This window comes from Coriobacteriaceae bacterium (assembly GCA_025992855.1).
Classification (GTDB): Bacteria; Actinomycetota; Coriobacteriia; order Coriobacteriales; family Coriobacteriaceae; genus Collinsella.
This window is the reverse complement of the sequence record DAJPGB010000001.1, coordinates 399,590-425,633: the sequence shown is the minus strand read 5'-3', so window position 1 is coordinate 425,633 and position 26,044 is coordinate 399,590. Positions and strand designations below refer to the sequence as shown.

The 26,044-nt window shown below is 57.9% G+C and carries 26 protein-coding genes and 5 tRNA genes; 13 read left to right on the top strand and 18 right to left on the bottom strand.

Annotated features, from left to right (window positions below):
- Nucleotides 1-60: 60 nt before the first annotated feature.
- Nucleotides 61-513, bottom strand: coding sequence for a single-stranded DNA-binding protein (gene ssb / locus OIL88_01815; GenBank protein ID HJI71110.1), 453 nt, complete (start codon nt 511-513; stop codon nt 61-63).
- Between the two features lie 48 nt (nt 514-561).
- A complete protein-coding gene (gene rpsF, locus OIL88_01810) occupies nt 562-855 on the bottom strand; it encodes a 30S ribosomal protein S6 (protein ID HJI71109.1) in 294 nt (97 codons plus the stop codon).
- 504 nt (nt 856-1,359) lie between these two features.
- Between rpsF and OIL88_01805 the strand changes: the two genes are divergently transcribed.
- Together OIL88_01805 and OIL88_01800 are read left to right on the top strand one after the other, a co-directional pair.
- Nucleotides 1,360-1,450, top strand: a tRNA-Ser gene (locus OIL88_01805).
- A 48-nt stretch (nt 1,451-1,498) separates the two neighbouring features.
- Nucleotides 1,499-1,589, top strand: a tRNA-Ser gene (locus tag OIL88_01800).
- On the opposite strand, the gene OIL88_01795 is transcribed toward OIL88_01800, so the two are convergent.
- Entirely contained in the window at nt 1,590-1,892 is a 303-nt protein-coding gene (locus OIL88_01795) for a hypothetical protein (GenBank protein ID HJI71108.1), read from the bottom strand.
- A gap of 121 nt (nt 1,893-2,013) precedes the next feature.
- On the opposite strand from OIL88_01795, the gene OIL88_01790 reads away from it, so the two are divergent.
- Together OIL88_01790 and OIL88_01785 are read left to right on the top strand one after the other, a co-directional pair.
- On the top strand, nt 2,014-2,703 hold the full coding sequence (locus OIL88_01790; GenBank protein ID HJI71107.1) for a TRIC cation channel family protein: 690 nt from the start codon (nt 2,014-2,016) through the stop codon (nt 2,701-2,703).
- A gap of 106 nt (nt 2,704-2,809) precedes the next feature.
- Nucleotides 2,810-3,955, top strand: a complete 1,146-nt coding sequence (locus OIL88_01785) for a polymer-forming cytoskeletal protein (GenBank protein HJI71106.1) — start codon at nt 2,810-2,812, stop codon at nt 3,953-3,955.
- 129 nt (nt 3,956-4,084) lie between these two features.
- Here OIL88_01785 and typA read toward each other — a convergent pair whose 3' ends face one another.
- The 14 genes from typA to OIL88_01715 form a co-directional block, all read right to left on the bottom strand.
- A complete protein-coding gene (typA, locus tag OIL88_01780; protein ID HJI71105.1) occupies nt 4,085-5,923 on the bottom strand; it encodes a translational GTPase TypA in 1,839 nt (612 codons plus the stop codon).
- Between the two features lie 117 nt (nt 5,924-6,040).
- On the bottom strand, nt 6,041-6,490 hold the full coding sequence (locus OIL88_01775; GenBank protein ID HJI71104.1) for a hypothetical protein: 450 nt from the start codon (nt 6,488-6,490) through the stop codon (nt 6,041-6,043).
- A gap of 30 nt (nt 6,491-6,520) precedes the next feature.
- Entirely contained in the window at nt 6,521-6,877 is a 357-nt protein-coding gene (locus OIL88_01770) for a hypothetical protein (GenBank protein ID HJI71103.1), read from the bottom strand.
- A 30-nt stretch (nt 6,878-6,907) separates the two neighbouring features.
- Nucleotides 6,908-7,408 (bottom strand): bifunctional nuclease family protein, encoded by a 501-nt coding sequence (locus OIL88_01765; protein HJI71102.1) that lies wholly within the window; start codon nt 7,406-7,408, stop codon nt 6,908-6,910.
- A gap of 184 nt (nt 7,409-7,592) precedes the next feature.
- A tRNA-Ile gene (locus OIL88_01760) sits at nt 7,593-7,669 on the bottom strand.
- 4 nt (nt 7,670-7,673) lie between these two features.
- Nucleotides 7,674-7,749, bottom strand: a tRNA-Ala gene (locus OIL88_01755).
- Between the two features lie 67 nt (nt 7,750-7,816).
- Nucleotides 7,817-7,893: transfer RNA gene (locus tag OIL88_01750), tRNA-Ile, on the bottom strand.
- A 297-nt stretch (nt 7,894-8,190) separates the two neighbouring features.
- The gene (gyrA, locus tag OIL88_01745) at nt 8,191-10,671 is read right to left on the bottom strand and encodes a DNA gyrase subunit A (GenBank protein HJI71101.1); all 2,481 of its coding nucleotides are present in this window, start codon (nt 10,669-10,671) and stop codon (nt 8,191-8,193) included.
- 416 nt (nt 10,672-11,087) lie between these two features.
- The gene (gyrB, locus tag OIL88_01740; protein ID HJI71100.1) at nt 11,088-13,118 is read right to left on the bottom strand and encodes a DNA topoisomerase (ATP-hydrolyzing) subunit B; all 2,031 of its coding nucleotides are present in this window, start codon (nt 13,116-13,118) and stop codon (nt 11,088-11,090) included.
- Between the two features lie 105 nt (nt 13,119-13,223).
- Nucleotides 13,224-13,787, bottom strand: a complete 564-nt coding sequence (locus OIL88_01735) for a DUF721 domain-containing protein (GenBank protein ID HJI71099.1) — start codon at nt 13,785-13,787, stop codon at nt 13,224-13,226.
- Nucleotides 13,774-14,880, bottom strand: a complete 1,107-nt coding sequence (gene recF / locus OIL88_01730) for a DNA replication and repair protein RecF (protein ID HJI71098.1) — start codon at nt 14,878-14,880, stop codon at nt 13,774-13,776. Before recF ends, OIL88_01735 begins: the two co-directional genes overlap by 14 nt.
- Before the next feature lie 10 nt (nt 14,881-14,890).
- Nucleotides 14,891-15,994, bottom strand: coding sequence for a DNA polymerase III subunit beta (gene dnaN / locus OIL88_01725; protein HJI71097.1), 1,104 nt, complete (start codon nt 15,992-15,994; stop codon nt 14,891-14,893).
- Between the two features lie 238 nt (nt 15,995-16,232).
- Complete coding sequence (locus tag OIL88_01720) at nt 16,233-17,954, bottom strand: DnaA/Hda family protein (protein HJI71096.1); 1,722 nt, start codon at nt 17,952-17,954, stop codon at nt 16,233-16,235.
- A gap of 15 nt (nt 17,955-17,969) precedes the next feature.
- Entirely contained in the window at nt 17,970-19,328 is a 1,359-nt protein-coding gene (locus OIL88_01715) for an ATP-binding protein (GenBank protein HJI71095.1), read from the bottom strand.
- 345 nt (nt 19,329-19,673) lie between these two features.
- Here OIL88_01715 and rpmH point away from each other — a divergent pair, with 345 nt between their 5' ends.
- From rpmH to OIL88_01670, 9 genes are all read left to right on the top strand, one after another.
- Entirely contained in the window at nt 19,674-19,808 is a 135-nt protein-coding gene (rpmH, locus tag OIL88_01710) for a 50S ribosomal protein L34 (GenBank protein ID HJI71094.1), read from the top strand.
- Between the two features lie 20 nt (nt 19,809-19,828).
- Nucleotides 19,829-20,167, top strand: a complete 339-nt coding sequence (gene rnpA / locus OIL88_01705; protein ID HJI71093.1) for a ribonuclease P protein component — start codon at nt 19,829-19,831, stop codon at nt 20,165-20,167.
- Complete coding sequence (yidD, locus tag OIL88_01700; protein ID HJI71092.1) at nt 20,164-20,388, top strand: membrane protein insertion efficiency factor YidD; 225 nt, start codon at nt 20,164-20,166, stop codon at nt 20,386-20,388. Before rnpA ends, yidD begins: the two co-directional genes overlap by 4 nt.
- Before the next feature lie 29 nt (nt 20,389-20,417).
- A complete protein-coding gene (locus tag OIL88_01695; protein ID HJI71091.1) occupies nt 20,418-21,188 on the top strand; it encodes a YidC/Oxa1 family membrane protein insertase in 771 nt (256 codons plus the stop codon).
- A 45-nt stretch (nt 21,189-21,233) separates the two neighbouring features.
- On the top strand, nt 21,234-21,803 hold the full coding sequence (locus OIL88_01690) for a KH domain-containing protein (protein ID HJI71090.1): 570 nt from the start codon (nt 21,234-21,236) through the stop codon (nt 21,801-21,803).
- A gap of 168 nt (nt 21,804-21,971) precedes the next feature.
- A complete protein-coding gene (gene rsmG / locus OIL88_01685; protein HJI71089.1) occupies nt 21,972-22,637 on the top strand; it encodes a 16S rRNA (guanine(527)-N(7))-methyltransferase RsmG in 666 nt (221 codons plus the stop codon).
- Between the two features lie 134 nt (nt 22,638-22,771).
- Nucleotides 22,772-23,572 carry an AAA family ATPase gene (locus OIL88_01680; GenBank protein HJI71088.1) on the top strand — a complete coding sequence of 267 codons (801 nt, stop codon included), beginning with the start codon at nt 22,772-22,774 and terminating at the stop codon, nt 23,570-23,572.
- Complete coding sequence (locus tag OIL88_01675; protein HJI71087.1) at nt 23,565-24,470, top strand: ParB/RepB/Spo0J family partition protein; 906 nt, start codon at nt 23,565-23,567, stop codon at nt 24,468-24,470. The genes OIL88_01680 and OIL88_01675 overlap by 8 nt, the downstream gene beginning before the upstream one ends.
- Nucleotides 24,460-24,714 (top strand): hypothetical protein, encoded by a 255-nt coding sequence (locus tag OIL88_01670; protein ID HJI71086.1) that lies wholly within the window; start codon nt 24,460-24,462, stop codon nt 24,712-24,714. The genes OIL88_01675 and OIL88_01670 overlap by 11 nt, the downstream gene beginning before the upstream one ends.
- Before the next feature lie 199 nt (nt 24,715-24,913).
- Here the strand turns inward: OIL88_01670 and rlmN are convergent, their stop codons facing one another.
- Nucleotides 24,914-25,966, bottom strand: coding sequence for a 23S rRNA (adenine(2503)-C(2))-methyltransferase RlmN (gene rlmN, locus OIL88_01665; GenBank protein HJI71085.1), 1,053 nt, complete (start codon nt 25,964-25,966; stop codon nt 24,914-24,916).
- Nucleotides 25,967-26,044 lie beyond the last annotated feature (78 nt).

Sequence of the window (26,044 nt, the reverse complement as noted above, 5' to 3'; positions counted from 1 at the left end):
TTCGTTTGGCAACTTCGGCGAACCGAAGCCGCCTCTCACTCAAAAATAGGTGAACAACCCTTAGAACGGGATGTCCTCATCGTAGACGTCGACCGCGGGCGGCGTGGCCACCGGTGCGGCAGGACGTGCTGCGGGCGCGGGAGCTGCGGGGGCGTAACCGCCCTGGTCGTAGCCACCCTGGCCACCACGGGAGCTCATAAACTCGATCTCATCGACGATGACCTCAAGCTTGCTCCGGCGCTGGCCGTCGCGCTCCCAAGAGCTGTAGCGCAGCTTGCCCTCGATCGCGACCTTGTTTCCCTTTGCCAGGAAACGGCTCACGGCCTCGGCGCGGGTGCCGAACATGGTGCAGTCGACAAAGTTGGGATAGTCCTCCCACTCGCCAGTCTGCGCGTTGCGGCGACGATCGTTCACGGCGACGCCAAAGGACAGAACCTGGGTTCCGCCGGCGGTGGCGCGCAGCTCGGGATCGCGGGTGAGGTTACCGGTGATGTTCACTCGATTGATGCTCATAACTCACTACTTCCTCTTGGGGCACAAGCCCAGTCCAAAACGACAGTCTTACTCCTGGTCGTCGCGACGGACGATCATGTGGCGGACCACAGCGTCGGTGATGCGCAGGACGCGATCAAGCTCGGCGATCTGGGTAGGATCTGCGTGGAAGTTGATGAGGGTGTAGTCACCATCGGTGAGGTCGTTGATCTCGTAGGCGAGCTTGCGCTTGCCCCACTCGTCAACGGAGTCGACCTTGCCAGCGCCCTCAGCGATCGTGGTATCGATACGCTTCATAACAGCGAGACGAGTCTCGGGGTCGAGCGACGGGTCAACAAAGAACAGCAGTTCATAAGCCTTCATATTGTCACCTCCTCTGGGCAAATGTGGCTTCAGGTCGTGAAGGTGCGCCTGAAGCAGGAAAAGACTTGGTAATAATATCTTTCAACCTCCCAGGCCGCAAGAATATGCAGCTACAACCTCATGACCTCCACATATGCCCATACTCGCACGACGTTTCATGCGCATTCCAACCAAATGCTGACCAAAAGCTTGACGGATCTGTGGACAAGATACGGTGCCGTGAGGACAAGCTGAGCCAAGTCGCAGGTCAACGGGCGCATGGTTGTGGTCGCAAAATGCATACCAGTGGCCCACAGCACCACCCAAAGATTTTTAAATTCATTGCCAAATCGCTTATAAATACCCCTTTTGAACAATTGAGTTGATCAACCACGCTGGTCGGATGCCGTTTTTTGGCACCTCAAACTCCGTTGCAACACCAAGCGCGGCCAAGCGTTTTAAAAAATGCCAACTTTTCTGTTTGCACTTTGCGATTCCTCGTGTATACTGACTTTCGCATTTAACGGAGAGTTGTCCGAGTGGCCGAAGGAGCACGATTGGAAATCGTGTAGGCGTCAAAAGCGTCTCCAGGGTTCAAATCCCTGACTCTCCGCCAGTTAATTCCAAAGCAGGCCTTCGAGCCTGCTTTGTTTTTACCCCACGCGGAGGGGTGGCAGAGTGGTTGAATGCGGCGGTCTCGAAAACCGTTTGGCCTGTATAAGGTCACGAGGGTTCGAATCCCTCCTCCTCCGCCATTAGATGGTATAAGCCCCAGCAATGGGGCTTTTTTCTTTTTGAGCACATTTCAATAACGCGCAGGAGGAGGGATTCGAACCCGCCAGGGCGCGGAGCGTAAATAAAACGCGCCCGTGGCGCGTTTTTAGCGCAGCGCGGTCGGCGTAAGCCGACCGGATAAATTTTGAGCAAAGCTCAAGATTTGGACATCCCTCCTCTTCAGCCCACACCCCCATCAAGTTCAATCCCGACCCAACATCCCAAACATGTACATCACCCTCCAAAAACGACATTTTTCGGCATCTTTGGAGGCTGATGTACATGTTTGGTGCCTACGCCCCCAACCAGTCCCGACCGTTTACCGAGCAATAGGGTCACCACGCCGGCCAACCATGTACTATGTACGAGCATTTGTCTAAACCCGCAACCAAAAAGGACCCCATCTTGCCCGTCGTCGCCGCTATGACCGTTACCTCACACGCCACGGATGCCATGGTCGCTATCCCATTTTGGCTCGAGATGTTCGCTGTTGTCGCGGCATCGATCTCAGGCGTGTTGGTCGCACGCGAGCACAAGCTCGACCTAGTGGGCGCGGTCGCGCTTGCCGTGGTCTGTGGCCTGGGCGGCGGTCTTTTACGCGACATGACGCTGCAGGTGGGCAACGTCTACATCCTCAACCAGCCGATGGCACTCCCGCTTTCCATTGCCACGGCAGCCATCATCTATATTTTCCCGGCAATCGTCGACAGGCCCGAAAAACTCATTCCCCTGCTCGACATCATATCGGTCGGTATCTACGCCGCCACTGGAGCAGACAAGGCGCTGGTCTACGGCTTTGCGCCGGCGGTGTGCATCATGATGGGCTTTTTCACCGCTGTAGGCGGCGGCATGTTGCGCGACGGCTTTATGGGCGTGGTTCCGGGCATTTTCCAACGCACTAACTTTTATGCCATCGCCGCCATCGCCGGATCGACAAGCTATGTATGCCTTGTCATGAGCGGCGTCGTCAGCAACATCACCGCGTTGATCGTATGCGTTGCGGTAACCATGGGGCTGCGCTGGCTGTCGCTGCGTTTTGACATCAAAAGCCCCACCGAAGAGGACATCGCGCGCTTTTTGCACCACAAAAAGTAGATTGCGCGGGCTCATCCTTCGAAATGCAACCGAGAGGTTCTTTTAGAGCGCCCACGCGTTGGGTACCCTGTTAGGTGCATATCGAGCATCTGACGAAGGATTCACTATGCCCCACAATCAATTCCCGTCGACCCAACGCCGTAAAGCGTGGGGCCGCATCACCATCCTATTCGCGCTCATCGCTCTGGCGCTCACCGCACTTCCCGCTACGGCTCTTGCCGGCACGGACACCGCAGGCAACGTACTTGCGACCGACAATGACGCCACTCCGTCCGGCGTCGAAGGTGACCTGTACTGGGCAGGTCAGAGCCTCAACCTGGACGACACCTCCATCGACCGCGATATCATCGCTGCGGGCGATACCCTCTCGATCCGCGGCTGCACGGTGGGCGGCGCCGTTCGTCTTGCGGCGCGCACCATCGACATTGCCAAGACTACGGTTGATGGCAGCGTCACGGTCGTCGGTCAGCATGTCGTACTCAATTCCGACAGCACCGCCAACTGCTTCTATGCGATAGGCGAGACGGTTGCCCTGCGCGGCTCTACCAAGTCGGCAGCGCTCGCGGGCGACACGGTGACCATCGATGGCACCGTCGAGGGCGATGTCGAGGTTTGGGCCGACAAGCTCATCCTGGGCAAGAACGCCCACATCACCGGCACCGTGAACGCGCACGTCTCCGAGGACCCCGAGCGCGCCGCGGGAGCCGAGGTCGGCGCGCTCAAGATCGACCGCACCGAAAACGAAGATACTTCCACCGCCAACGATGTCATCGGCGGTATCGTCGCCGCGGCCCTCTCGACCTGCTTTGTCGCTCTGCTGCTCGAGCTCGTCTTTCCGCGCGCTACCGCCGGCGCCGCCGGCATGCTCCACCAGCGCCCCATGCCCCTGTGGGTGAGCGGTCTTCTGGGCACGATTGCTATCGTCCCCGCCGTCCTACTGCTAATTATCTCTATCGCTGGTCTGTCGCTTGCCGGAGCCCTCATGTGCGGTGTTATTGGCATCGCGCTGGTGTCGAGTGCCTTTGCAGGGTGCGCGATCGCGCGCATGGTCGGACACAGCCAGAACCGCTACGCCATGGCAGCCGTTGGTGGCGTAATCGCAGGCGCGCTTACGGCAATCCCCCTCGTAGGCGATTTCATCAGCGGCGTGGCCTTTGTCTTCACGCTCGGCTACGTTATCCAGATCATCTGGCGCAACGCCCACCTCAAATCGCAACAGCCGGCTAATACGCCGGAACTCCCCACCGCTTAGCCGCCAACTGCCACAAAGGGGACAGGCACCTTTGTGGTGGTGCAAACGGACCCGTCCCCCTTGCACCAAAAAGGGCGCCGACCATCGCGGTCGACGCCCTTTCTTATTGGCGGTTATAAGCCCCAGCGCTTATTTGTTGACCTGGCCGGCGCGGACGGCAGCCTTCTTGCGGTCGGTGGCGTTGAGCAGACGCTTGCGCAGGCGAATGTTCTTGGGGGTGATCTCGACCAGCTCGTCGTCGGCGATGTACTCCAGCGCCTCCTCCAGCGAGAAGGTGCGAGGCGGCACCAGCTGGACGGAGATATCGGAGGTCGAGGAACGCTGGTTACCCAGGTTCTTGGTACGGGCGATGTTGACGACCATGTCGCCAGCCTTGCTGCGCTCGCCCACGATCATGCCCTCATAGCACTCGGTGCCCGGCTCAACAAACAGCTGGCCGCGCTCCTGCAGCGTACCCAGAGCGTAGGCAACGGCCTTCTCGGTGGTCATGGAGATCATGGCGCCGTTCTGACGGTTGCCGATCTCGCCGGCGTAGGGACCATACTCCAGGAAGGTGTGGTAGAACACGCCCTCGCCGTGGGTGACGTTCATGATGCGGTTCTTAAGACCCATGATGCCGCGGGTCGGGATCTTAAACTCGAGGTGCGTCACGATGCCCGAGGTATCCATGCTCGTCATGATGCCGCCGGAGGTACCGAAGACCTCAACGACCTTGCCCGAGTACTCGTCCGGGCACTCGACGACGGCCTGCTCGACGGGCTCCATCTTGTTGCCGTTCTCGTCCTTCTTAAACAGAACGCGAGGACGGCCAACCTGGAACTCAAAGCCCTCGCGACGCATGGACTCCATCAGAACGGACAGGTGCAGGATGCCGCGGCCCGAGACCTCGACGCCGCTCTTGTCCTCGAGCTCCTCGATCTTCATGGTCACGTTGTTCTCGGCCTCGTTGAACAGGCGCTCCTTGAGCTGACGGGCACCAACGATGTCGCCGTCGCGACCGACGAGCGGGGAGGTCGAAGCCTCAAAGACGATGGACAGGGTCGGCGGGTCGATCTCGATGGGCTCGAGCTCAACGGGGTTCTCGGGATCGGTGTAGACATCGCCGATATCGGTGCGGTCGATGCCCACGACGGCAGCGATGTCGCCGGCGCCGACTTCCTGGCACTCGGTGCGGCCCAGGTAGTCGAAGGTAAAGAGCTGTTTGACGGTAGCGGTGGCGCTGGAGCCGTCGTTCTTGACAACCAGGATCTGGTCGCCCTGGTGGATGGTGCCGGAGTACACGCGGCCGATGCCGATACGGCCGACGAAGTTGGAGTGGTCGATGGTCACGCACTGCATGGCGAGCGGGGCGTTCTCGTCAACCTCGGGTGCGGGCATGTCGTCGATGATCATGTCGAGCAGCGGGTACATGTCCATGTTGCCGTCGTTGGGGTCAAGGCGGGCAAAGCCATTCATGGCGCTGGCGTAGACCACGTGCTCCATGGCGAACTCGAGCTGGTCGTCGGTGGCACCCAAGTCGGCCATGAGGTCCAGGCAGTCGTTGTAGGCCTTCTCGGGGTTGGCGCCCGGACGATCGATCTTGTTGATGACGATCATGATCTTGAGGCCGGTGTCGATAGCGTGACGCAGCACGAAACGGGTCTGGGGCATGGGGCCCTCAAAAGCGTCGACCAGCAGCAGGGCGCCGTCGGCCATACGCAGCACGCGCTCGACCTCGCCGCCAAAGTCGGCGTGGCCCGGGGTGTCGATGACGTTGATCTTGACGTCCTTGTACTCGATAGAGATGTTCTTGGCGAGAATCGTGATGCCGCGCTCGCGCTCCTGGTCGTTAGAGTCCAGGACGCGGTCCTCGACCTGCTGGTTGGCACGGAAGGCGTCCGTGGCACGCAGGAGCTTGTCGACCATCGTCGTCTTGCCGTGGTCGACGTGGGCGATGATGGCGATGTTCCTCAGATTGTCTACGCGCATGTAGTTCCCCTATCTTCTATCCATATACAAACGGCACGCGTATGCGGCCCGCCCAGCGACACAACGCTCAGCGGGAATATTGAGCCTTTTACCGAAAACTCGTTTATTTTAGCGATTTTAGATGAGAGGGGTTTCCTCACCTGCAGGTTCAGGGTCGCTCCACATAAAACCATCGCCGGCACCCATGCCCTCATACAGCACGTATGCCGAAAAACCGCTCTCGAGCGTGGTTTCGAAGAAGCTCACGAGCAGGGCGTCGTGATAGCCGCCGTCAATTTCGACACAACCGGTGTAGCCGATGGCATAGCGGGCGATGCGGCCCAGCCCCTCGTCCTTAAGACCCATCTTGTGCTCGGAGATAAAGTTGGTGGCAGCCTCGAGGCATGCCTCCTCGCCATCTTCGTCGAGCGCCGCCAGATATCGGTTGGAAGCAGCGTCCTCGATCGCCACAACTACGCCCGGATTCTCGCCGGCGGCAAGGTCGTCCAAGAACGCGCCGATCAGATCGCACACCATGGCGTCGAGCTCGGCGGAGACGTTACCGGCGTCCTGCATATCCTGTGCCATCTTTAGACCTTCCCATCGAGTCTGGCGTCGTTACAGTTCCTGTGCCTCGGCAGCGATCTTGGCGGCAGTGTCGCGGGCGCGCATCATATCCATCGCGCGCTTGTCGAGTACCTTGATCTGGTTGGTCAGCATGACCGCATCGACCACACCCCAGATTACCAAGCCTGTTGAAATCGAAAACCCAAGCGCACCAACTGTACCACGAAGGCGCGAGCAGATTGCCGCGACAAGGGCGGAGACGACAACCATCTTGATAAACGAGCCGCGGCGCTCGCGAAGCGTGCGGGCCTGCGTCACATAGGCAATGCGAGCCGCCTCAGAAGCCTCCGAGCGCATCTGGGCCTCGCGCGCAATGGCCGCCGCCTCAGCCGATACGCGGGTACCCATCAGCGACCTCTCCGCTCGCGTGCCAGACATTTAGAAATCATCGGGGGAGAGCGTATGGACGAACTCGTCGAACTTCTCGAACTCCTGCTCGTCGTCGACATCCTCGGCGTGGGTGGAAACAGTGCCCAGGCGATTCATGATGTCGTCCTCCACAAACATGGGGGCATTGCTGCGCACGGCAAGGGCAATGGCATCACTGGGGCGGGCGTCGATCTTGCGCTCCTCGCCATCGGCCAGTACGACGATCGTCGCGTAGAACACCGGCGGCTCGGCGCGAACGATCTCGATGCGCTCGAGCTTGGCGCCCAGGGCGTCAACGGTATCGAGCAGCAGGTCATGGGTAATCGGGCGCTCGGCGCGGCCGCTATCGATGCCGCGGCTGATGGCAGCAGCTTCAAACGAACCAGTCTGAATGGAAAGGGAACGCAGCGGCGCGGGCGAGTCCGATTTGCTGCTGCGCTCACGAAGTACGATAAGCGATGGCACGGGACCGGCGGCCATGACGATGGTCTCTATGTCAACGCGAACCATGGAACACCTCCGGTACGTAGCGGTTAACACGCGGCAGCCCGCCGCATTGAATAGCTATACTACCCAATCTTTCGCACAGCACACAAAATCAAAGTAGTTAATTTGGGACGGGGCTTTTTTGACTACTTTCAGTAGGTAAGAAAAAAGCCCCGAGGCAACGCCCCAGGGCTCTTCACAGTTTTGATGGTGGACCTGACAAGATTCGAACTTGTGACCTCCCGGTTATCAGCCGGACGCTCTAACCAACTGAGCTACAGGTCCATCATGGTGGAGGTTAGGGGGATCGAACCCCTGACCTCAGGCTTGCAAAGCCCGCGCTCTCCCAGCTGAGCTAAACCCCCACGGAGACAGTAATAAACACCCCAGCGGCGACTCGGCTCTCGCTGGGGTGTTTATTGCGAAAGAAAGTGGTGGACCTGACAAGATTCGAACTTGTGACCTCCCGGTTATCAGCCGGACGCTCTAACCAACTGAGCTACAGGTCCATCGCGCAAGGGATATATTAGACGAGTCGTTACGCGCGCGTCAACAACTTTTTTGAAAATCTTTGGAGGGTGTGTCAGACGGCTGGGCGAGATGGGTTAGGTTTGCTGCTCGGGCAGTCCTGCGCAAGACGAAGGCCACATTAAGTGGCCTTCTTTGCGTGCGGAACTCGCGACAAACCTAACCCATCTCGCCCAGCCGTCTGACACGGGGTTCCAAGCTTGTCAAAAAAGCGGTCGGCGCGCAGTGCGCCGACCGCCGATATAAGGGGTCTGATGATTTTTACCAGTCAGGGCCTCTTACTCGTCGAGGAGATCCTCTGGCAGGTCGTTGCCGTCGCCTAGGTCGACTGGGGCTTCTTCGGTGTCGGCTGCGGCCTCGGCACCTTCGCCCTCGGGCTTCTCTTTGGCGGTCGTCATGCGGGCTACGGCGCAAATGCGGTCGTGGTCGTCGACGGTCATCATCTTGACTCCCTGGGTGGCGCGGCCGGTCTGGCTGATCTCGTCGGTCTTGACGCGAATGACCGTCGCGCCCTCTGTCACGATGAACAGCTCGTGCTGCGGGCCCACCGTCTTCATGGCCGCGAGGTTACCCTTACGCTCGGTCATTTGGATGGTGTAGACACCCTGGCCACCGCGGTTCTGCTCCGGGTAGTCCGCGACCGGCGTGCGCTTGCCGTAGCCACGCTCGGTGATGACGAATAGATCGCCGTTGCCGTTAGTGACTTCCATGCCCAGAACGCTCACGCCGTCCTTCATACCGATACCGCGAACGCCGCTGGTATCGCGGCCGGTGGCGCGCACCTGCTCCTCGGAGAACATGATCGCCTTGCCCGCGGTGGTGGCCAGGATAATCTTGTCGCCCTCGCGCACGCGGCGCACGTTCAGCAGCGCGTCGTCGTCACGCAGGTTGATAGCGATCAGGCCGTCGCGACGGCTGCGGTCATATGCGCTCATCACGGTCTTCTTGACCATGCCGCTCTTGGTGGCAAACATCAGGTACTCGTCGGCTGGGAACTCGCGGCAGCTGATGACGCTCGCGATCTTCTCGCCCTCCTCGAAGGGCAGCAGGTTGACGATCGCGGTACCGCGCGCCTGGCGCGTACCCACCGGCAGCTCGTGCACCTTCAGGCGATAGACCTTGCCCTTGCTCGAGAAGAACAGCACGTACTCGTGCGTGGACGCGATGAACATTTCGTCGATGACATCGTCCTCTTTGAGGTTGACGCCCGACACGCCCTTGCCGCCGCGTTTCTGGGCGCGGTAGGCGGCCACCGGGATGCGCTTGACATAGCCGGTGTGGGTGATGGTCACGACCATGTCCTCGTCGGCAATGAGGTCCTCGACGTCCAGGTCCTTCTCGACCTGGCTGATCTCGGTGCGGCGCTTATCGCCAAACTTCTTGGAGATCTCGCGCATCTCTTCCTTAATGACGCCCAGGATCTTCTCCTCGTGCGCCAGCAGGTCCTCGTAGTAGGCGATGGCACGGCGCAGGCCGTCCAACTCTTCTTGGATCTTGTCGCGCTCCAGGCCGGTCAGGCGGCGCAGCTTCATCTCGAGGATGGCCGTGGTCTGCTCGGGCGTAAAGCCAAAGCGCTCGATCAGGCGGCTGCTGGCCTCGGAATCGGTCTGCGAGGAACGGATGATGCTGATGACCTCGTCAATATGGTCGAGAGCCATCAGGTAGCCCTCGAGGATATGCGCGCGGGCTTGGGCCTTCTTAAGGTCGAAGCGGGTGCGGCGGGTGACGACGTCGACCTGGTGATCGATGTAGTGCTGCAGCATCTCGCGCAGGCTCAGGCATTTGGGAACGCCGTTGACAAGCGCCAGGTTGTTGGCGCCGAAGGTCGTCTGCAGCGAGGTGTACTTATACAGGTTGTTGAGCACGACCTGCGGAATGACGCCCTTCTTGAGCTCGATGACCAGACGGATGCCCTTCTGGTTGGACTCATCGCGCATGTCCGAGATGCCCTCGATGCGCTTGTCGTTGACGAGCTGGGCGATCTTCTCCTGCAGGGTGCCCTTGTTGACCATGTAGGGAATCTCGGTAAAAACCAGGCGGTTGCGGCCGGTCTTGGTGGATTCCACGTGGGCCTTGGCGCGCACGGTAATGGAGCCGCGGCCGGTCTCGTAGCTCTGCTTAATGCCGGCGCTGCCCATGATGATGGCGCCGGTGGGGAAGTCCGGACCGGGCATGATCTGCATGAGCTCGTCGACAGTAGCGTCGGGATTATCGATCAGGTAGCAGGTTGCCTCGATCGCCTCGGTGAGGTTATGCGGGGCGATATTGGTGGCCATGCCGACGGCGATGCCCTGGCTGCCGTTGACCAGCAGGTTGGGGAAGCGCGCAGGCAGTGCCACGGGCTCGGCGAGTGATTCGTCGTAGTTGGGCTGCCAGTCGACGGTATCCTTCTGCAGGTCACGCAGCAGCTCCATGGCGGGCTTTGCCAGGCGGCTCTCGGTGTAACGCATGGCGGCGGCGCCGTCGCCGTCGATGTTGCCAAAGTTGCCGTGGCCGTCGATGAGCGGCGTGCGCATGGAGAACCACTGCGCCAGACGAACCATGGCCTCGTAGACCGCGGAGTCACCGTGCGGGTGGTACTTACCGATAACTTCGCCGACCGTCCAGGCCGACTTCTTGTGCGGGCGGTTGGGGTAGATGCCGCTCTCGTTCATGGCGTACAGGATGCGGCGGTGCACCGGCTTTAAGCCGTCGCGCACGTCCGGCAGGGCGCGCGCCGTGATGACCGACATCGAGTACTCGATGAACGACTGCTTCATCTCGCGGCCGAACTCCGAAATCTGGAGCTGGCCGCCGTTGATGTCCTCGCCTGCGGAGGCGCCGCGGTCGACTTCGCCAAAGCTCTCCTCGAGCTCGCCGTCGTCGTCCTCTTCCTCGTCCTCGTCGGCATCGGGGTTGTAGGCATCGGGGTCGCCGTCCTCGCCCTGCTCGGCGCGGGCGAGCAGGCGCTTCAGATCATCGGGCATGCCGGCATCGCCGGCCTCGTCCATACCCTCATTGTTGTTGATATCGTCTGCCACGTTACCTCCTCATGGTTTGCGTGGTCCATTAGTTCCCTACCACGGAGACGGCTTTTCCAGGTGCCGCAGATTCGCTCGAAAGAGGAGGGAAGCGTACTTGGGTACGCGACCGACGATTGAGGGCGAAGGTGCGGTGGCTGGGAAAGCCGAACAGGTTAGGCGTCTAAGAAGCGTGCATCATGTGCGTGCTTTTCAATGTACTCGCGGCGATAGCCGACCTCGGAGCCCATCAGCTCGCGCACGGCGCGGTCCGCCACCACGGCGTCCTCGATCGACACGCGCTGCAGAATGCGGGTCTTGGGGTCCATCGTCGTCGAGGCAAGCTGCTTGGGATCCATCTCGCCCAGGCCCTTGTAGCGCTGGACGGTATAGCCCTTGCGTTTCTTGGTGATCTTGCCGTCCTTGGCCTTGCCGTCCTCGTCGTTGTCGTCGGGATTCAGGCCCAGGCTCTGGATGGTGTCGCGCAGGATCTCGTCTTCGGGCTGGCGGCCGTTGGGATACACGTAGTGAATCTTGTTACGCACCTTGATGCCAAAGATGGGCGGGCAGGCAACGTAGACATAGCCGGCATCGATCAGCGGACGCATGTACTTGTAGAAGAACGTCAGCAGCAGGATGCGGATGTGCGCACCGTCGACGTCTGCATCGGTCATGATGATGATCTTGTGGTAGCGCGCCTTGGTGATGTCGAAGTCGCCGCCGTCGCCGGCACTCGTCGTGACGCCGCAGCCGATCGCGGTGATCAGCGACTGGATGGTGTCACTCGAGAACGCGCGATGGTCGCCCACGCGCTCGACGTTCAAAATCTTGCCGCGCAGGGGCAGAATCGCCTGGATGTCTCGGCGACGGCCGTCCTTGGCCGAACCGCCTGCCGAGTCGCCCTCTACGATGAAGAGCTCGGTCAGCTCGGCATCGCGCACCGAGCAGTCGGCGAGCTTGCCGGGCAGCGATGCCGTCTCGAGCAGGCTCTTGCGGCGGGTCGCCTCGCGCGCCTTGCGGGCGGCGTTGCGCGCCTTGCAGGCCTGCTGAGCCTTCTTGACGATCTCGCGGGCGGGCTTGGGGTGCTCCTCCAGGTAATCGGCCAGACCGTCGGTCACGATCTTGAGCGTCAGCGCGCGCATGTAGGAGCTGCCGAGCTTGGCCTTGGTCTGGCCCTCAAACTGAGGATCGGGCAGCTTGACCGAGATAACGGCCGAGAGACCCTCGCGCACATCGTCGCCGGTCAGGTTGGCATCCTTCTCCTTGAGCAGGTTCTGCTTGCGCGCGTAGTCGTTGATCACGCGGGTGAGCGCAGTGCGGAAACCCTCGAGGTGCATGCCGCCCTCGGGGGTGTAGATGTCGTTGGCAAACGACATGACGTTCTCGCCGTAGCCGCTATTCCACTGCAGGGATACCTCGACCTCGCCCATCTTGGTCACGGGCGCATCCGGATCCGATTTGCCCTCGATGTAGATGGGCTCCTTAAAGGCCTCGGGAACGTCCTTGCCGTCGTTGAGGAACTTAACGAAGTCGATGATGCCGCCGGCATAGCAGAACTCCTCCACATGGGGAGTCGCCTCGCGCTCGTCGGTCAGCACGATCTTGAGGTTCTTATTGAGGAACGCCGTCTCCTGCAGACGGTTGTGCAGCGTATCGAAATCGTAGATGCAGGTCTCGAAGATCTCGTCGTCGGGCCAGAAGGAAACGGTGGTGCCCGTCGTCTCCGAAGTGCCCACGACCTCCATCTTCTTGACGGTCTTGCCACGCGAGAACTCCATCTCGTAGATGCTGCCGTCGCGGCACACCTGAACGACCACGCGCTTGGACAGCGCGTTGACGACGGAGATACCCACGCCGTGCAGGCCGCCCGACACCTTGTAAGCCGAATTGTCGAACTTACCACCGGCGTGCAGAATCGTCATGACGACTTCGAGCGTCGGGATCTTTTTGATAGGATGCTCGTCGACGGGGATGCCGCGCCCATTGTCGACGACCGTGATGGAGTTGTCGGCGTGGACCGTCACCTGAATCTCGGTGCAGAAACCGGCCATGGCCTCGTCGACGGAGTTATCAACGATCTCCCACACCAGGTGATGCAGACCGCTGGCGCTCGTCGAGCCGATGTACATGCCCGGGCGCTTACGAACGGCCTCGAGACCTTCGAGAATCTTAATCTCTCCGCCATCGTAATCGTTTTCGTTTGCCACACGTCCTCCTTCAGTTAAGAAAATGTGTACAGCCTTACTAGTTTATCGTAAAAAAATACCCTCGGGGACGAGGGTATTTGGCTCTACAAGGCCACCAGATGCGATTTAAGACTCTTTTGTGCTTTGCACGCCCTTGGCCCACTCGGCACTAGCCCTCATGGCGTTCTCGAGGGCCTCGCGCAGTTTCTGGTCTTCGATAGGCGCCACTTGACGTTCGATTTCGCCGCGCTCGGCGTCGTTCAGGTCGGCGTGTGGAGCCGGCGGGCGTTCGGTGGTCGCCGGGCGCAGGCGCTCCTTGGCGGCGGCTGGCGTATGCCCGGGGGCCGTCGTCTTAAACACCAGGCCGTCCACATGCGCCCCGGCGCGCTCCATGCGCGCACGGATAATCTCACGCAGAAGCGTCATCTCCTGCGTCCACGAGGGCGAATCGAGATATACCAGCAGCTCATTGGACTCGGGCAGATAGCGCAGACCCGTCACATGGCGCCCCTCGCGCGTGCCCGAGCACACCGCATTCCACGCGCGATAGACCGCGCGCGACTCCTCGGCGGCCTCCATCTGCGCGCGGCGCTCGGGTGTCGCCGCAGCCATAATGCGCTGGCGCTCGGCATCCAAAAAGCCGCCAAAGGCAACCGTGCCGTTTTCGCGCTCGTAATTAGCACGTCTCACCCATGCTCACCACCTTGGCTCGATCGAGCAGATCATCGGTAAAGTACCCCAAGTTGGTAGTAGTAATAACCGTCTGGATGTCATCACCGATCAGCTGCAGAAAAGCGGCACGGCGCTCACCGTCGAGCTCACTCATCACATCGTCCAAAAGCAGCAGCGGTGCGGTGCCCAAGATATCGCGGGCAACCGCCACCTCAGCCACTTTCCACGCCAGCACCAGCGTACGCTGCTGGCCCTGGCTAGCAAACGAGCGGGCAGATCGGCCCGCCACGCTAAACTCGATCTCGTCGCGATGCGGACCCACGAGTGTCACGCCGCGGCGCATCTCCTCGTCGGCACGGTCATCGAGGGCCGCCAGCATGCGCTCGTACGCCCAGCCCTTTAGTTCCTCTCGATCGTCGGTCTGGGGCAAATCGCCCAACGTGGACGCATAGGACACATGGGCGGTCTCGCCGGACGCGACCTGTCCGTAGGCATCGCGCACGTGACTCGCCAGGCGATCGAGCAGGGCAAGACGATGCACCAGCAAAGCGGATCCAGCGCGGGCGATGGACTCGTTCCAGGCGCCGAGCATCTCGCGGCAGCACCAGCTCTCCTTGAGAAGGGCATTGCGCTGGGTCACGCAACGTCCATAGGCACTTGCCAGATCGGCATAGCGCGCGCTCAGCTGCACGCCAAAGTCGTCGAGCGCGGCGCGACGCACGCTGGCACCTCGCTTGACCATGTCCAGGTGGTCCGGGCAAAACAGCACGCTCGGCAGCACGCCGCGCACACCGGCGGCGGAGCATTTCTTGCCGTTGCGACTAAACGAGCGTTTGCCATCCTCCACACTCAGCCCCATGTCCAGCACGCGGCCATCGCCCTCGAGCCTCAACTGGACTCGGCATGAGCCAACGCCGTCATGCACCAGCTCGGCGGCGGTCGGGTGCCTAAACGAGGCACCGCTCGTCAGCAGCTGCAGCGCCTCTATGAGGTTGGTCTTTCCCGCCGCATTGGGCCCCGCGAGCACCGTCACGCCATCGTCCAAGGCAAGGCGGTAACTATCGAAGCTGCGGTAGTGCGCGACGGAAAGATCGCGAGCGAACATGGTCATGGAGCGACCGCTAGATGCGAACCGGCATGACCAGGTACAGGTAGTTGATCTTGTCGTAGGACTTGAAGATGCCCGCCTGTGAGTAGCTCTTGAGCTCCAGCGTGATCTCCTTCTCCTTGGACAGGGCGTTTAGGCAGCCAAAGATGTAGTGGTAGTTGAAGGCGATGGTGCCCGACTCGCCCTCGGCCTCGACATCGATCGTCTCCTGCGCCAGATCCTGGTCGTTGGAGATGGAGGACAGGCCCATCTGGCCGTTCTCGACGTCGATCTCGAACTTGACGGCGGGGTTGGCACTCGCGATAACCGCCACACGCTTGAGGGCGGCGTTGAAGGCAGCCACGTCGATCTTGACGCTCGTCACGCACGAATCGGGGATGAGCTGCTTGTAGTTGGGATACACGCCCTCGATACGGCGCGAGACGTAGGTGGTGTTGCCGGCCTCGAAGACGACCTGGGTGTCGGTGGCACCGATCATGATGGTGGCCTGGCTGGCCATAATGCTCAGAGCGTCGTTGAAGGCGTCGGCGGGAACGTTGAGCTCAAAGGAGCCCTCGAGGGTCGAGGTCTCGACCTGCGTATCGCATACGGCCAGACGGAAGGAGTCGGTCGCCACCAGGCGCACGGTGTTGTTCTCGACCTTCATGTGCACGCCGCCCAGGATGGGGCGGGCCTTGTCGGTCGAGGTGACGCGCCACACGCGGCCGACCATTTCGGACAGGACGTCGGTCGGAAGCTCAACGGCGCTCTCGATGGCATAGGCCGGGAACTCGGGGAAGTCGTTAGCGTCGAGCGTGTTCAGGCGAAAAGAGCTCTTCTCGCACCCAATCAGCACCTGGCGTTCAGACAGCTCAAAGGTGACCGGAGCGTCGGGGAGCGTCTTGGTAATGTTGGAGAGCATCTTGCAGGGGATAACCATCTCGCCCTCTTCTTCGACATGTGCCGCGATGCGATGACGAATCGAGATGGTGTAGTTAGAGGTCTGGAATTCCAAGATGCCGTCCTGCGCCTTAACGAGTACGCCCGAAAGGATAGGAAGGGTAGATGCCGAAGCGACTCCCTTCATAACGACGCCGATAGCTTGTGTAAGCGAGCTCTGGCTGACGGTGAACTTCATCTTTTAATACCTTTCTATAGATATAAATATTTTAATAATAGTAATAGCACTGACGAAACTGTTGATTACTCGCAAAGATGCAGGTCAGGCCCAGAAAGAGAATCGACAGTAGCCTGTGTGCAACAGGGGTCGTTTTCCACGTTCAAAACCTGCGCAAAACTTTTCATCACCGCGGGTTGGGTTTTAGACACCTTATGCCCGTGGTTTCGACAAGTTTTCAACAGGTGTCTCTATTTCCCTACGAGCGCAGTGTAATTTTGTCCCGCAGCGACTTGAGGTCCTCGGTGACAGTTCTGTCTTCCTGGATCATCTTCTGGACTTTTTTGTAGCTCGTACTGACGGTCGAGTGGTTGCGGTTGCCAAATTCGGCACCCACCGCCGTGGTCGTCATCTCGCACATCTCAATCGCCAGATAGATGGCTATGTGACGTGCCTTGGCGATATTGGCGTTACGGCGCGGGCCGATGAGCTCCTCGTGCGTTACGCCGTACTGCTCCTCGATGACGGACTGGACCGTCTGAACGTTGATCTTTTTGGCCGACGTGTCGAAGTACTGACTGGCGATGGTGTCGATATCGTCAAAGGTGAGCTCCCCGCCCTCGCGTTCGCGATCGCCCGCCTCGCCGGCACAGCGCTCGCAGAAGCTCTCGAGCTCGCGGATGTTGGTGCCCGAGACCTCGGCCATGTGTTTAAAGTGCTCGTCGGTCAGGTGTCCGCCGTCTCCCCCGTAGGCCGCCAGCAGCGAATCGTCGCCCACCTCGGGTGCGGCGGCGATGGTGTTCTCGTAGTAGCGCTGCAAGATCTTGTATTTCATCTCGTAGCTGGGCTCTGCGACCAAGCAGAGCATGCCGGCATTAAAGCGGCTGGTCAGGCGCTCGTCCATGCTCAAGTCTTTGGGTGCGCGATCGGCTGCGATCACGACCTTTTTGTTGTTGCGGATGAACTCGTCCATGAGCTGGAAAAAGTAATCCACGCTCGCGCGCTTGCCGATAATGTTTTGGATGTCGTCGATGATGAGCACGTCCACGCCGTGGTATGCCTGCATGATGGGGGCGTTGCTCTTCTTTTGACGGTCGAACTCGGTCATCAGGTCGTCCAGGTACGCTTGGGAATTGGCATACTTGACCTTGATCTCGGGAGATTTCTCGGCGAGCTCATTTTTAATGGCGAGCAGCAGGTGGGTCTTGCCCAGTCCCGATTTGCCGTAGATGAACAGTGACGTGCACGTGCCGCGCTCGTCCGCCAGGGCGGCGAACTTGAGCGCCGAGCGATAGGCGTGGCTGTTCTCGGGGCCGTAGACAAAGTTCTCAAAGGTGAATTTTGAGTTTGCGGCGAGCGGGGCACCGTCCGTGTTCTGCTCCGCCGCCGTCGGCGCCACCATGGATGGAGCAGGGACCGCAACGTGCGTGGTCTTTGCCGGGGCGCCGCCCTTCATCTGATTCATCATGCGGCGGAAGTCATCGGCCGAAAGCGTGTTCTTGATCGCAATGCCCGAATCCTCGCCCGGCGTCGTGTCGTGGGCGATGGGCATATGCGTGACGGGCGCGGGCGTTGATGTCACCGGGCCCGACGGCGCCGCGGGCGCCTGCTGTGCCTCTCCCATGGTTTCACGGGAAACACCACCGGCCCTGGGCGCGGGTGTCGTTGCGACTGCTGCGGTCGCTACCGTGGGAGTGGCGGGTGCTGTTGCGGCAGCGGAATCAGCCGTGGCACTCTGCGGCGCCACGATGTCGAGCGCGATCGGCGCAAAGGCGATTTCCTCTAGATAGGCCTCGATCGTCGGTTGGTGCTTTTTGAGCTGCGCGATGGCAAAGCGCGAAGGGGCCTCGATCGTGAGCGTGTCTTCGGTCAGGCTCACGGCGCGCGACTGCCCCAGCATGTTGATGAGGCGTGCATCTTGGCCGTCGCGCTGGCAAAAGGCGATGGCATCCCCCAGGATGATGCTTGCTTCCTCGTCCACTGTCTCTCCCGTCCTTTAGCTCTGAGCTCGCACGCGAGCGGCGCCGAGTTCGGTCAGATGGTATTTTTGGCCATGCTTGATGACCAAGCCGGCCTGTGCCAAATCATTGAGCGTGCGTGACCAAGTGGGGGCCGAATTTCCAAACGCCCTCGCCAGATCGGTTGCGCCGCATGCCTGATTTTGCGCCAGATAGCCTAGCGCGGCGTTGCCGCGGTCGCTTACGAACACGTCCGGCTGTGGCTGTGCGTACTGATTCGCCGCATTAGGATACATCATTTGAGCTGCTGGTTGTTGAGAACTCTGCATGGGCGGCATCTGCTGTTGAAAACTTTGTGGCCACTGCTGGTAAGGCTGCGCCGGTACCTGCTGCGCCCATGGGTTGTACTGCTGCTGAGGCATCTGCTGGTACGGCTGTTGGTATCCCTGTGGGTACTGTTGCGGATACTGCTGGGTGTACCCGTACCCCTGCTGCGGTACTTGTTGGTATGGATACCCTTGCGGGTACGGTTGATAACCCATTTGCTGACCGCCCGGCATGCCTGCCGATTGTTGGATGGCGGCGACATCCTGGTCTGTCGGAGGCATGCCCTCTGGAGTGTTTGAAAGCGCCGGCATCGACGCTGCCGGGGATCCCTGCATGGGGAGCATACCGGGCTGCTGCATCTGCATCATGGGCGTTTGTGTCTGCTGTGCTGCCATGGGCTGCTGTGTAAAAGCTCCCGGCAGGGGATAGACCGCCTGCTCGGTCTCGGGGCGCACGGCGGCGCCACGCCCGCCGGCGCGTTCGATTTCCTGCACGCGCTTGGGGTTCAGGCTCACGGTCACCACGGTGCCGTTGCCCATGTTGTCTTCGATGGAGACGGCACCGCCGGCGTTTTCCAAGTACTCCTGCACCATGGGAAAACCCGCTCCAGTTCCGCGGATATACCGCTTCATCTTGCTGTTTGCGCTGGTCACACCAAAGTCGAAGGCACGTTCCTTGTCATCGATGCCCGGTCCCTGATCGGCAAAGCGAATCGTGTCTCCGCCGTCCAGGATCGAGATGATGGGCTCTGCAAAGTGGGCGTGGATAAAGTTTTCGACAATCTCGCGAATGACCATGAGCGAGATGTGGCCGCCCTGTTCCTTCATGCATTGGTAGACGGTGTTGGTCGTCTCTTCCAGATACGTGCGGACGTCTTGCGGCTCGATGACGATCACGCGCGGGGTCGACAGCATGTCGTCGTATACCGCTATGCGCGCCGCATACATCGCTGCCGGCGCTTTTGCTGCGGCCTGTTCGCCCTCGTCGCGCTCTTCGCGTACGCCGGTGATGTGCTCGTTGTCGGGTGCCGGATCTCCGGAGTCGACCATGGTGTAAAAGTCGTCAGACATGCCGCTCGCAATCTTTCAAAAGGTTTCGAACAAATAGTAGCTCACCGTGCAATGTTTCTCATCTTTCGACAACTTTTCAAAACCTGTTGAAAACTTTGGAAATCGGGCGAAAAGTTCTCAACATTGCCAACATGACCTGTTGAAAACTCGATGAAATATCGTGAAAAGTTGCCCACTGCCTCAAATGACGATTCTGCTTATGGGGGAACCGTGTACTCTTTGCAACCTTTTACCTTTGATTTCTTGACATTTGAACATTGATTTCCCTACAATCTTCAAGCTCACGTGTCTATATCTGCGTCCGCGTCCCCGCGGACACTCGAAATGCAGCAGGAGGAACTTAAGATGAAGCGTACGTATCAGCCTAATAAGCGTAAGCGTGCCAAGACCCATGGCTTCCGTGCCCGTATGGCCACTAAGGGTGGTCGTGCCGTGCTCGCCCGTCGTCGCGCCAAGGGCCGCAAGCGTCTCACTGTCTAGCAGCGATACACACATCTCGCATGAAGACTATTAAGTCTCGGCAAGATTTCGAGCATGTGTTCAGTCAGGGGCGTCGTTTCAATCACCCTCTGATTCGAATGACCATATGTGAATCGGTTGGCGAAGGCGACTCCGGAAGGGTCGCCTTCGTTGGTGCTAAACGGCTCGGTTGTGCGGTTGTGCGCAACCGTTCTAAGCGTGTGATGCGCGAGGCCGCCCGCAGCTGCGGATTTCCCGTTGCGGGTTATGACATCATCTTGTTCGCAACTCCCAAGACGAGGGTTTCCTCGCCGCAGGAGATGGACAAGGCGTTGCGTTCGCTTATGAAACGCGCCGGCGTTGCCGGGGAGGAGCGATGAGCAATCACGTCTTGCGGCGTGTTGCCATCGCTCCTATTCGCATATATCAACAGGTTATTTCGCCCTTATTGCCTGACGCCTGCATTTATTATCCAACGTGTTCGCAATACGCCGTTCAGGCGATTGAGAAATACGGTGTTTTGAGAGGCTGCTGGCTTGCCGTGAGGCGCATCGCTCGCTGCAATCCCCTGCACGTCGGCGGTTATGACCCTGTGCCCTAGCGGGCACTCGCTATCGGAGGAAAACTTACATGTGGGATTGGATCGTTAACATCCTTTTTGAGCTGCTCAAGCTCATCCAGACCTTTGCGGTCGACTGGGGCCTGTCCATCATCATCCTGGTGGTCATTATCCGTCTGCTGCTGACGCCGCTTATGCTCAAGTCGACCAAGTCGACCGCCCGCATGCAGGTGCTGCAGCCCAAGATGCTCGAGATCCAGGAGCGTTATGCCGACGATCCCCAGCGCCAGGCCGAGGAAATGCAGAAGTTCTACAGCGAGAACAAGTTCAACCCTATGGCTGGTTGTCTGCCGCTGCTGATCCAGATGCCTATCCTGTGCGCCCTGTTCACGCTGCTGCGCAATCTGCCGCAGTACTTTAACGAGGGTACGTTCTCGTTCTATAACATCCTGCCCGACCTGACCACGACGCCGAGCGCCTCGTTTGCCGATGGCTTTATGGTTGCTCTGCCGGCGCTGATTTGCCTGCTTCTGTTCGCTGTCCTGACCCTGATTCCGCAGCTGTACATGTCGCGCAACCAGACTGGTCAGCAGGCTCAGAGCATGCGCATGATGGCTGTCGTCATGACTGTCATGATGCTTTGGATGGGCTGGAGCCTTCCCGTCGGCGTTCTGCTGTACTATGACGTGTCCTCAGCTTGGCAGGTTATCCAGCAGATCTTCGTGACGCAGAAGGTTATCGACAAGGCCAAGGCCGAAGAGGAGGAGCGTCTTCAGAACGCCCCGCTGCAGGTCGAGGTTACGCGCCGCGAGAAGAAGCCGCGTCCGCACAAGAAGAAGTAGTCGGGATATCAATCTTATTTAGGTACCTAACTTTTGGAGTACGTTATGTCTGAAGAGATCATCGAGGATATGCTTGAGGAGGTTGCCCCGCAGGTTGCGGGCGATTATCCCGAGATTGCACAGCGCTACAAGGCTGGTGAAGAGCTGACTGATGAGGAGCTTGACACCATTGCCGATGTTGCGATTTCTATTCTGCGTTCCATCCTTTCGCACTTCGATGCTGCCAACTCTCCTATCGATGAGTATGAGGGCGATGAGGGCGAGCTGATTTTGGATGTAACGGCTCCTGACCTTGCTGTTCTCATTGGTCGTCACGGTCGTACGCTTGATGCCCTTCAGGTTATGTTCTCACTTCTGGTAAGCCGCAAGCTTGGCTTTAGGTATCCGGTTGTGGTGGACGTTGAGGGATACAAAAGCCGCCGTCAGGACAAGGTTGCCTCCATGGCTCAGTCTGCTGCCGAGCGTGCCATCCGCACTCATAAGAGTGTTTCGCTTCCGCCCATGAATGCCTACGAGCGCCGACTGGTTCACATTGCACTTCGTGGCAATGACGCCGTCGATACTCATTCTGAGGGTTCTGATCCCGATCGCCATGTGGTGATTGTTGCTCGATAATCTACTCGAGCTTATGCTAAGGGGACGTGGTTTCCACGTCCCCTTTTTTTGTCAAAAGTTCTCGATACACTGATTTTTGTCAGAAAGGAGCTTTCGTTGTTAGTACTTACTGATCAGCAGGCTGACGAGATGTTGAGTCGTCTAACTTCCTATTGCAAAGAGTATTCCTTGAGCGTAACTGATGTTGAGCTGAGGAAATGTATTCAGCATTTGGATTTGGTTCTGGAAACAAATAAGACAACCAATCTCACCCGTATTCTTAACATAGAAGATGCTGCGGTACTTCATATCCTCGACTCTCTTGTTTTGCTCCCTTATATCAATAAGGCTCCTGAGGGAGCTTTGCTCGATATGGGAACAGGTGCGGGCTTCCCTGGTATTCCTTTAACCATAACCACGCATCGTAAAGCTACTTATATTGACTCTGTTGGCAAGAAGGTTGATGCTGTCAATTCTTTTGTTCATGCTCTTGGATTGAAACATGCTCATGCGGTCCATGATCGTCTTGAAGAATATGCTCGAAGCCATAAGAAGCAGTTCTCTGTCGTAACCGCCCGCGCACTGGCTCCTCTACCGATTCTTGTTGAGTATGCGGCTCCGTTCCTCAAGGATGGAGGGCTATTTGTTATCACCAAGGGTAATCCTTCGGATGAGGAGCTTGCTTCTGGCATGTCAGCAGCTAAGATTTGCGGCTTCACTTTGCTTCTGAATGACGCAATCGATTTGCCTGGGGGCTTGGGACACAGGGAGTTTATTGTTTTTAAGAAGAGTCATCCTGCATCCGTTTCATTGCCTCGTGCAAATGGCATGGCAAAGAAGAATCCGCTTGCCTAGATGTTTCACGTGAAACATAATGGATACTATCAACTTGCAGTGTTTCAAGTGAAACATGGCGGTTGATATCGAATCGGAATGTTTCACGTGAAACATCCTCCGTTTGACAGCTTTAATACACACCAGGAGGGACCGTGGGATTTCGCGACGTTAAGCGTTCTAAGAACGCAAAAGACACGCGTATCATTGCAATCATCAATCAAAAAGGCGGCGTCGGTAAGTCAACAACGGCTGTAAACCTTGCAGCAGCACTGGGTGAGCAGGGTCGTAAGACACTGATTGTCGATTTTGATCCGCAGGGAAACAGTACCAGTGGATTTGGAATTGAAAAGGAAGACCTTGATCACTGCATCTATGATGCATTGTTGAATGATGTGCCGGCAGAATCGCTTGTTCTTGATACAAATTGCAAAAAGGTATTCGTAATTCCAGCTACGATTCAGCTTGCAGGTGCTGAAATTGAGCTCGTAAGCGCAATTGCTCGTGAAACCCGCCTCAAAGACTTGCTTGAGCCGATTCAGGACGAGTTCGATTTTATTTTCATTGACTGTCCTCCTTCGCTCGGCCTGCTTACTATCAATGCCTTGACCGCAGCAGATAGCGTTTTGATTCCAATCCAGTGTGAGTATTACGCACTCGAGGGCGTTACGAAGCTGCTTGAGTCAATGAAGATGGTCAAATCACGTCTGAACAAGGGCTTAGACACCTATGGTGTGCTTATGACCATGTATGACTCACGTACTTCTTTGTCGAATCAGGTTGTTGAGGAAGTTCAATCGTACTTTGGTGATAAGGCGTTTAAGACGCTGATTCCCCGTACTGTTAAAATCTCTGAAGCTCCGTCTTTTGGAGAACCGGTAATTACCTATGCACCTCAAAATAAGGGTGCAAAAGCGTATATGAACCTTGCAAAAGAGGTGATCAAGCGTGCCTAGTGCAAAGAAACGCGGTGGATTGGGACGCGGACTCAATGCTTTGGTCTCAGAGGCTGAGTATGAGACCGGTGGTTCTGCTGCATCTGCTTCAAATGCTGCATCTGAAACAAAACTACCTATTGAGGATATCGTTCCCAACCCTAATCAACCGCGAATTCACTTCAATGAAACTGAACTTCGCGAGTTGAGCGAGTCAATCCAAGAACATGGCGTTTTGCAGCCGCTCTTGGTTCGCAAGCATGGAAACGGATATGAGGTCATCGCTGGTGAGCGTCGTTACCAGGCGTCAAAGCTTGCTGGTCTTGAGGAACTGCCTGTCATCATTAAAGATGTTAATGATGAAGAGATGCTGGCTCTTGCTCTTATCGAAAATCTTCAGCGTTCTGATCTGAATCCCGTCGAAGAGGCTAAGGGCTATCGCCAGCTCATCGATGCTAGCGGTATGACCCAGGAGGCGTTGTCGAAGGCCGTAAGCAAGTCACGCTCTGCAATTACAAACTCGCTGCGCCTTCTCGATCTCCCCGAAGTAGTTCAGCAGATGATTTTTGAGGGTAAACTTACTGCTGGTCACGCACGTGCGATTCTTGCAGTTCCCTATGAGGACGCGCGAATTCGACTTGCAGAGAAGGTTGTTGCGGAGGGCCTTTCCGTAAGAGCGACAGAAAATCTTGCTCCATTGTTTTCTGCCGGAGAGACGCCTAAGACGCCGAGGCCTGCAACGCCTCAGTCTTTTAAAAAGGCTGCGCGTGTACTTCGTCAGGTATTTAATACCAACGTGCGCGTGAAGAGCTCGCGTGGAAAGAATAAGATTGAGATTGAGTTTAAAGACGAGGAAGAGCTCTCTCGTATTCTTGGTGAAATGATTCAGTTTGATCAAGGAGGCCAAGATGAGGAATAAGATTTTAACTGCGATTGCATTGGTGACGACTGTCGCGGCTGGTGCCTTTGCTGGCTATAAGATCGCGACAGACGATGAACTTCGAGGTCGTTTGCTTCGTAGCGCGCAAGATATCGTTGATACATCCAAGAAGAAAATGGATGTTATGACAGAAGATGTTGCCATGCGCACTGCTCAGGTAACGAAAAATCCTAAGATTAATCAAGGTTGGGTTAACAACCAATGGGAAAATGTAGGCTATTAGGTACCTAACAATTACCCTGCATATTTTGAGGGGCCCTTGTCTGATTCATGAGACAAGGGCCCCTTTTTTTATCCGTAAAAAATGGGAAAGGTACCAGCTGCTCCAAAATTGAGGTCAATAAATGAAACGGCCCCTGTTGCATATCCTGCAACAGGGGCCGTTGGATGTTTCACATGAAACGTTTTGGGGTGCGACTCCCCTATGCGTTCTTCTGAACTTTAAAGCGCTGTTTCAGCTGTCCGCAAGCGGCGTCAATATCGTTACCACGGGAGTTACGAATCGTGGTCTCGATGCCACGGGACTCAAGACGACGCTGAAGATCCTCAACCTTATGAATCGGCGACGGCTTGAGCGGGCTGCCCTCGATGTCGTTAAGTTGAATCAGGTTAACGTGGCACAGCGTTCCCTCGCAGAAGTCGCAGAGTGCCTGCATCTCGGGGTTCGTATCGTTGACGCCTTCGATCATGGCATACTCATAGGTCGGGCGGCGGCCAGTCTTCTCGGTGTAGAGCTGAAGCGCCTCGTGAAGGCGAAGCAGCGTGTACTTCTTAACACCGGGCATGAGTTTATTGCGCGTCGACTGGATGGCGGAATGTAGGGAAACGGCAAGAGTGAACTGCTCGGGGATATCGGCAAATTTGCGAATACCGGGAATAACGCCGCTGGTAGAGACGGTGAGGTGACGAGCGCCGATACCGATGCCATCGGGGTCGTTGAGGATACGCAATGCCTTGAGAACCTCGTCGTAGTTGGCAAACGGCTCGCCCTGGCCCATGAAGACAACGCTTGTGGCACGCTCGCCAAAGTCGTTGGATACATGAAGCACCTGGTCGACGATCTCTTGAGCGGTCAGAGAGCGCTTGAGGCCGTTGAGACCGGTAGCGCAAAAGGCACAGCCCATGCCGCAGCCTGCCTGGGTGGAAACGCAGACGGAAAGTTTGTTACGACGGGGCATGCCGACAGTCTCGACGGAAATGCCATCGTGGTACTCGAGCAGATACTTGCGCGAGCCATCTTTGGAAACCTGTTTGGTGAGTTCAGTCGGCGTATCAAAGGCAAAAGCCTCTTTAAGCTGCTCACGGAAAGCCTTGGGAAGGTTGGTCATATCGTCAAACGAACAAACGTTCTTCTCAAAGACCCATTCGATGAGCTGCTTCGCGCGGAAGGCGGGCTGGCCAAGTTCGGCCACGAGCTCGCGAATATCGTTTTGGCTCAAGTCGCGAATGTCCTGAGATTTAGTCCTGGGATTCATGGAAGCCTTTCGATTTTGGGGAAACGTAGAGGGTATCGCTACAATATGGTATCAGCTGCAGAAATTATAGAGGAGGAG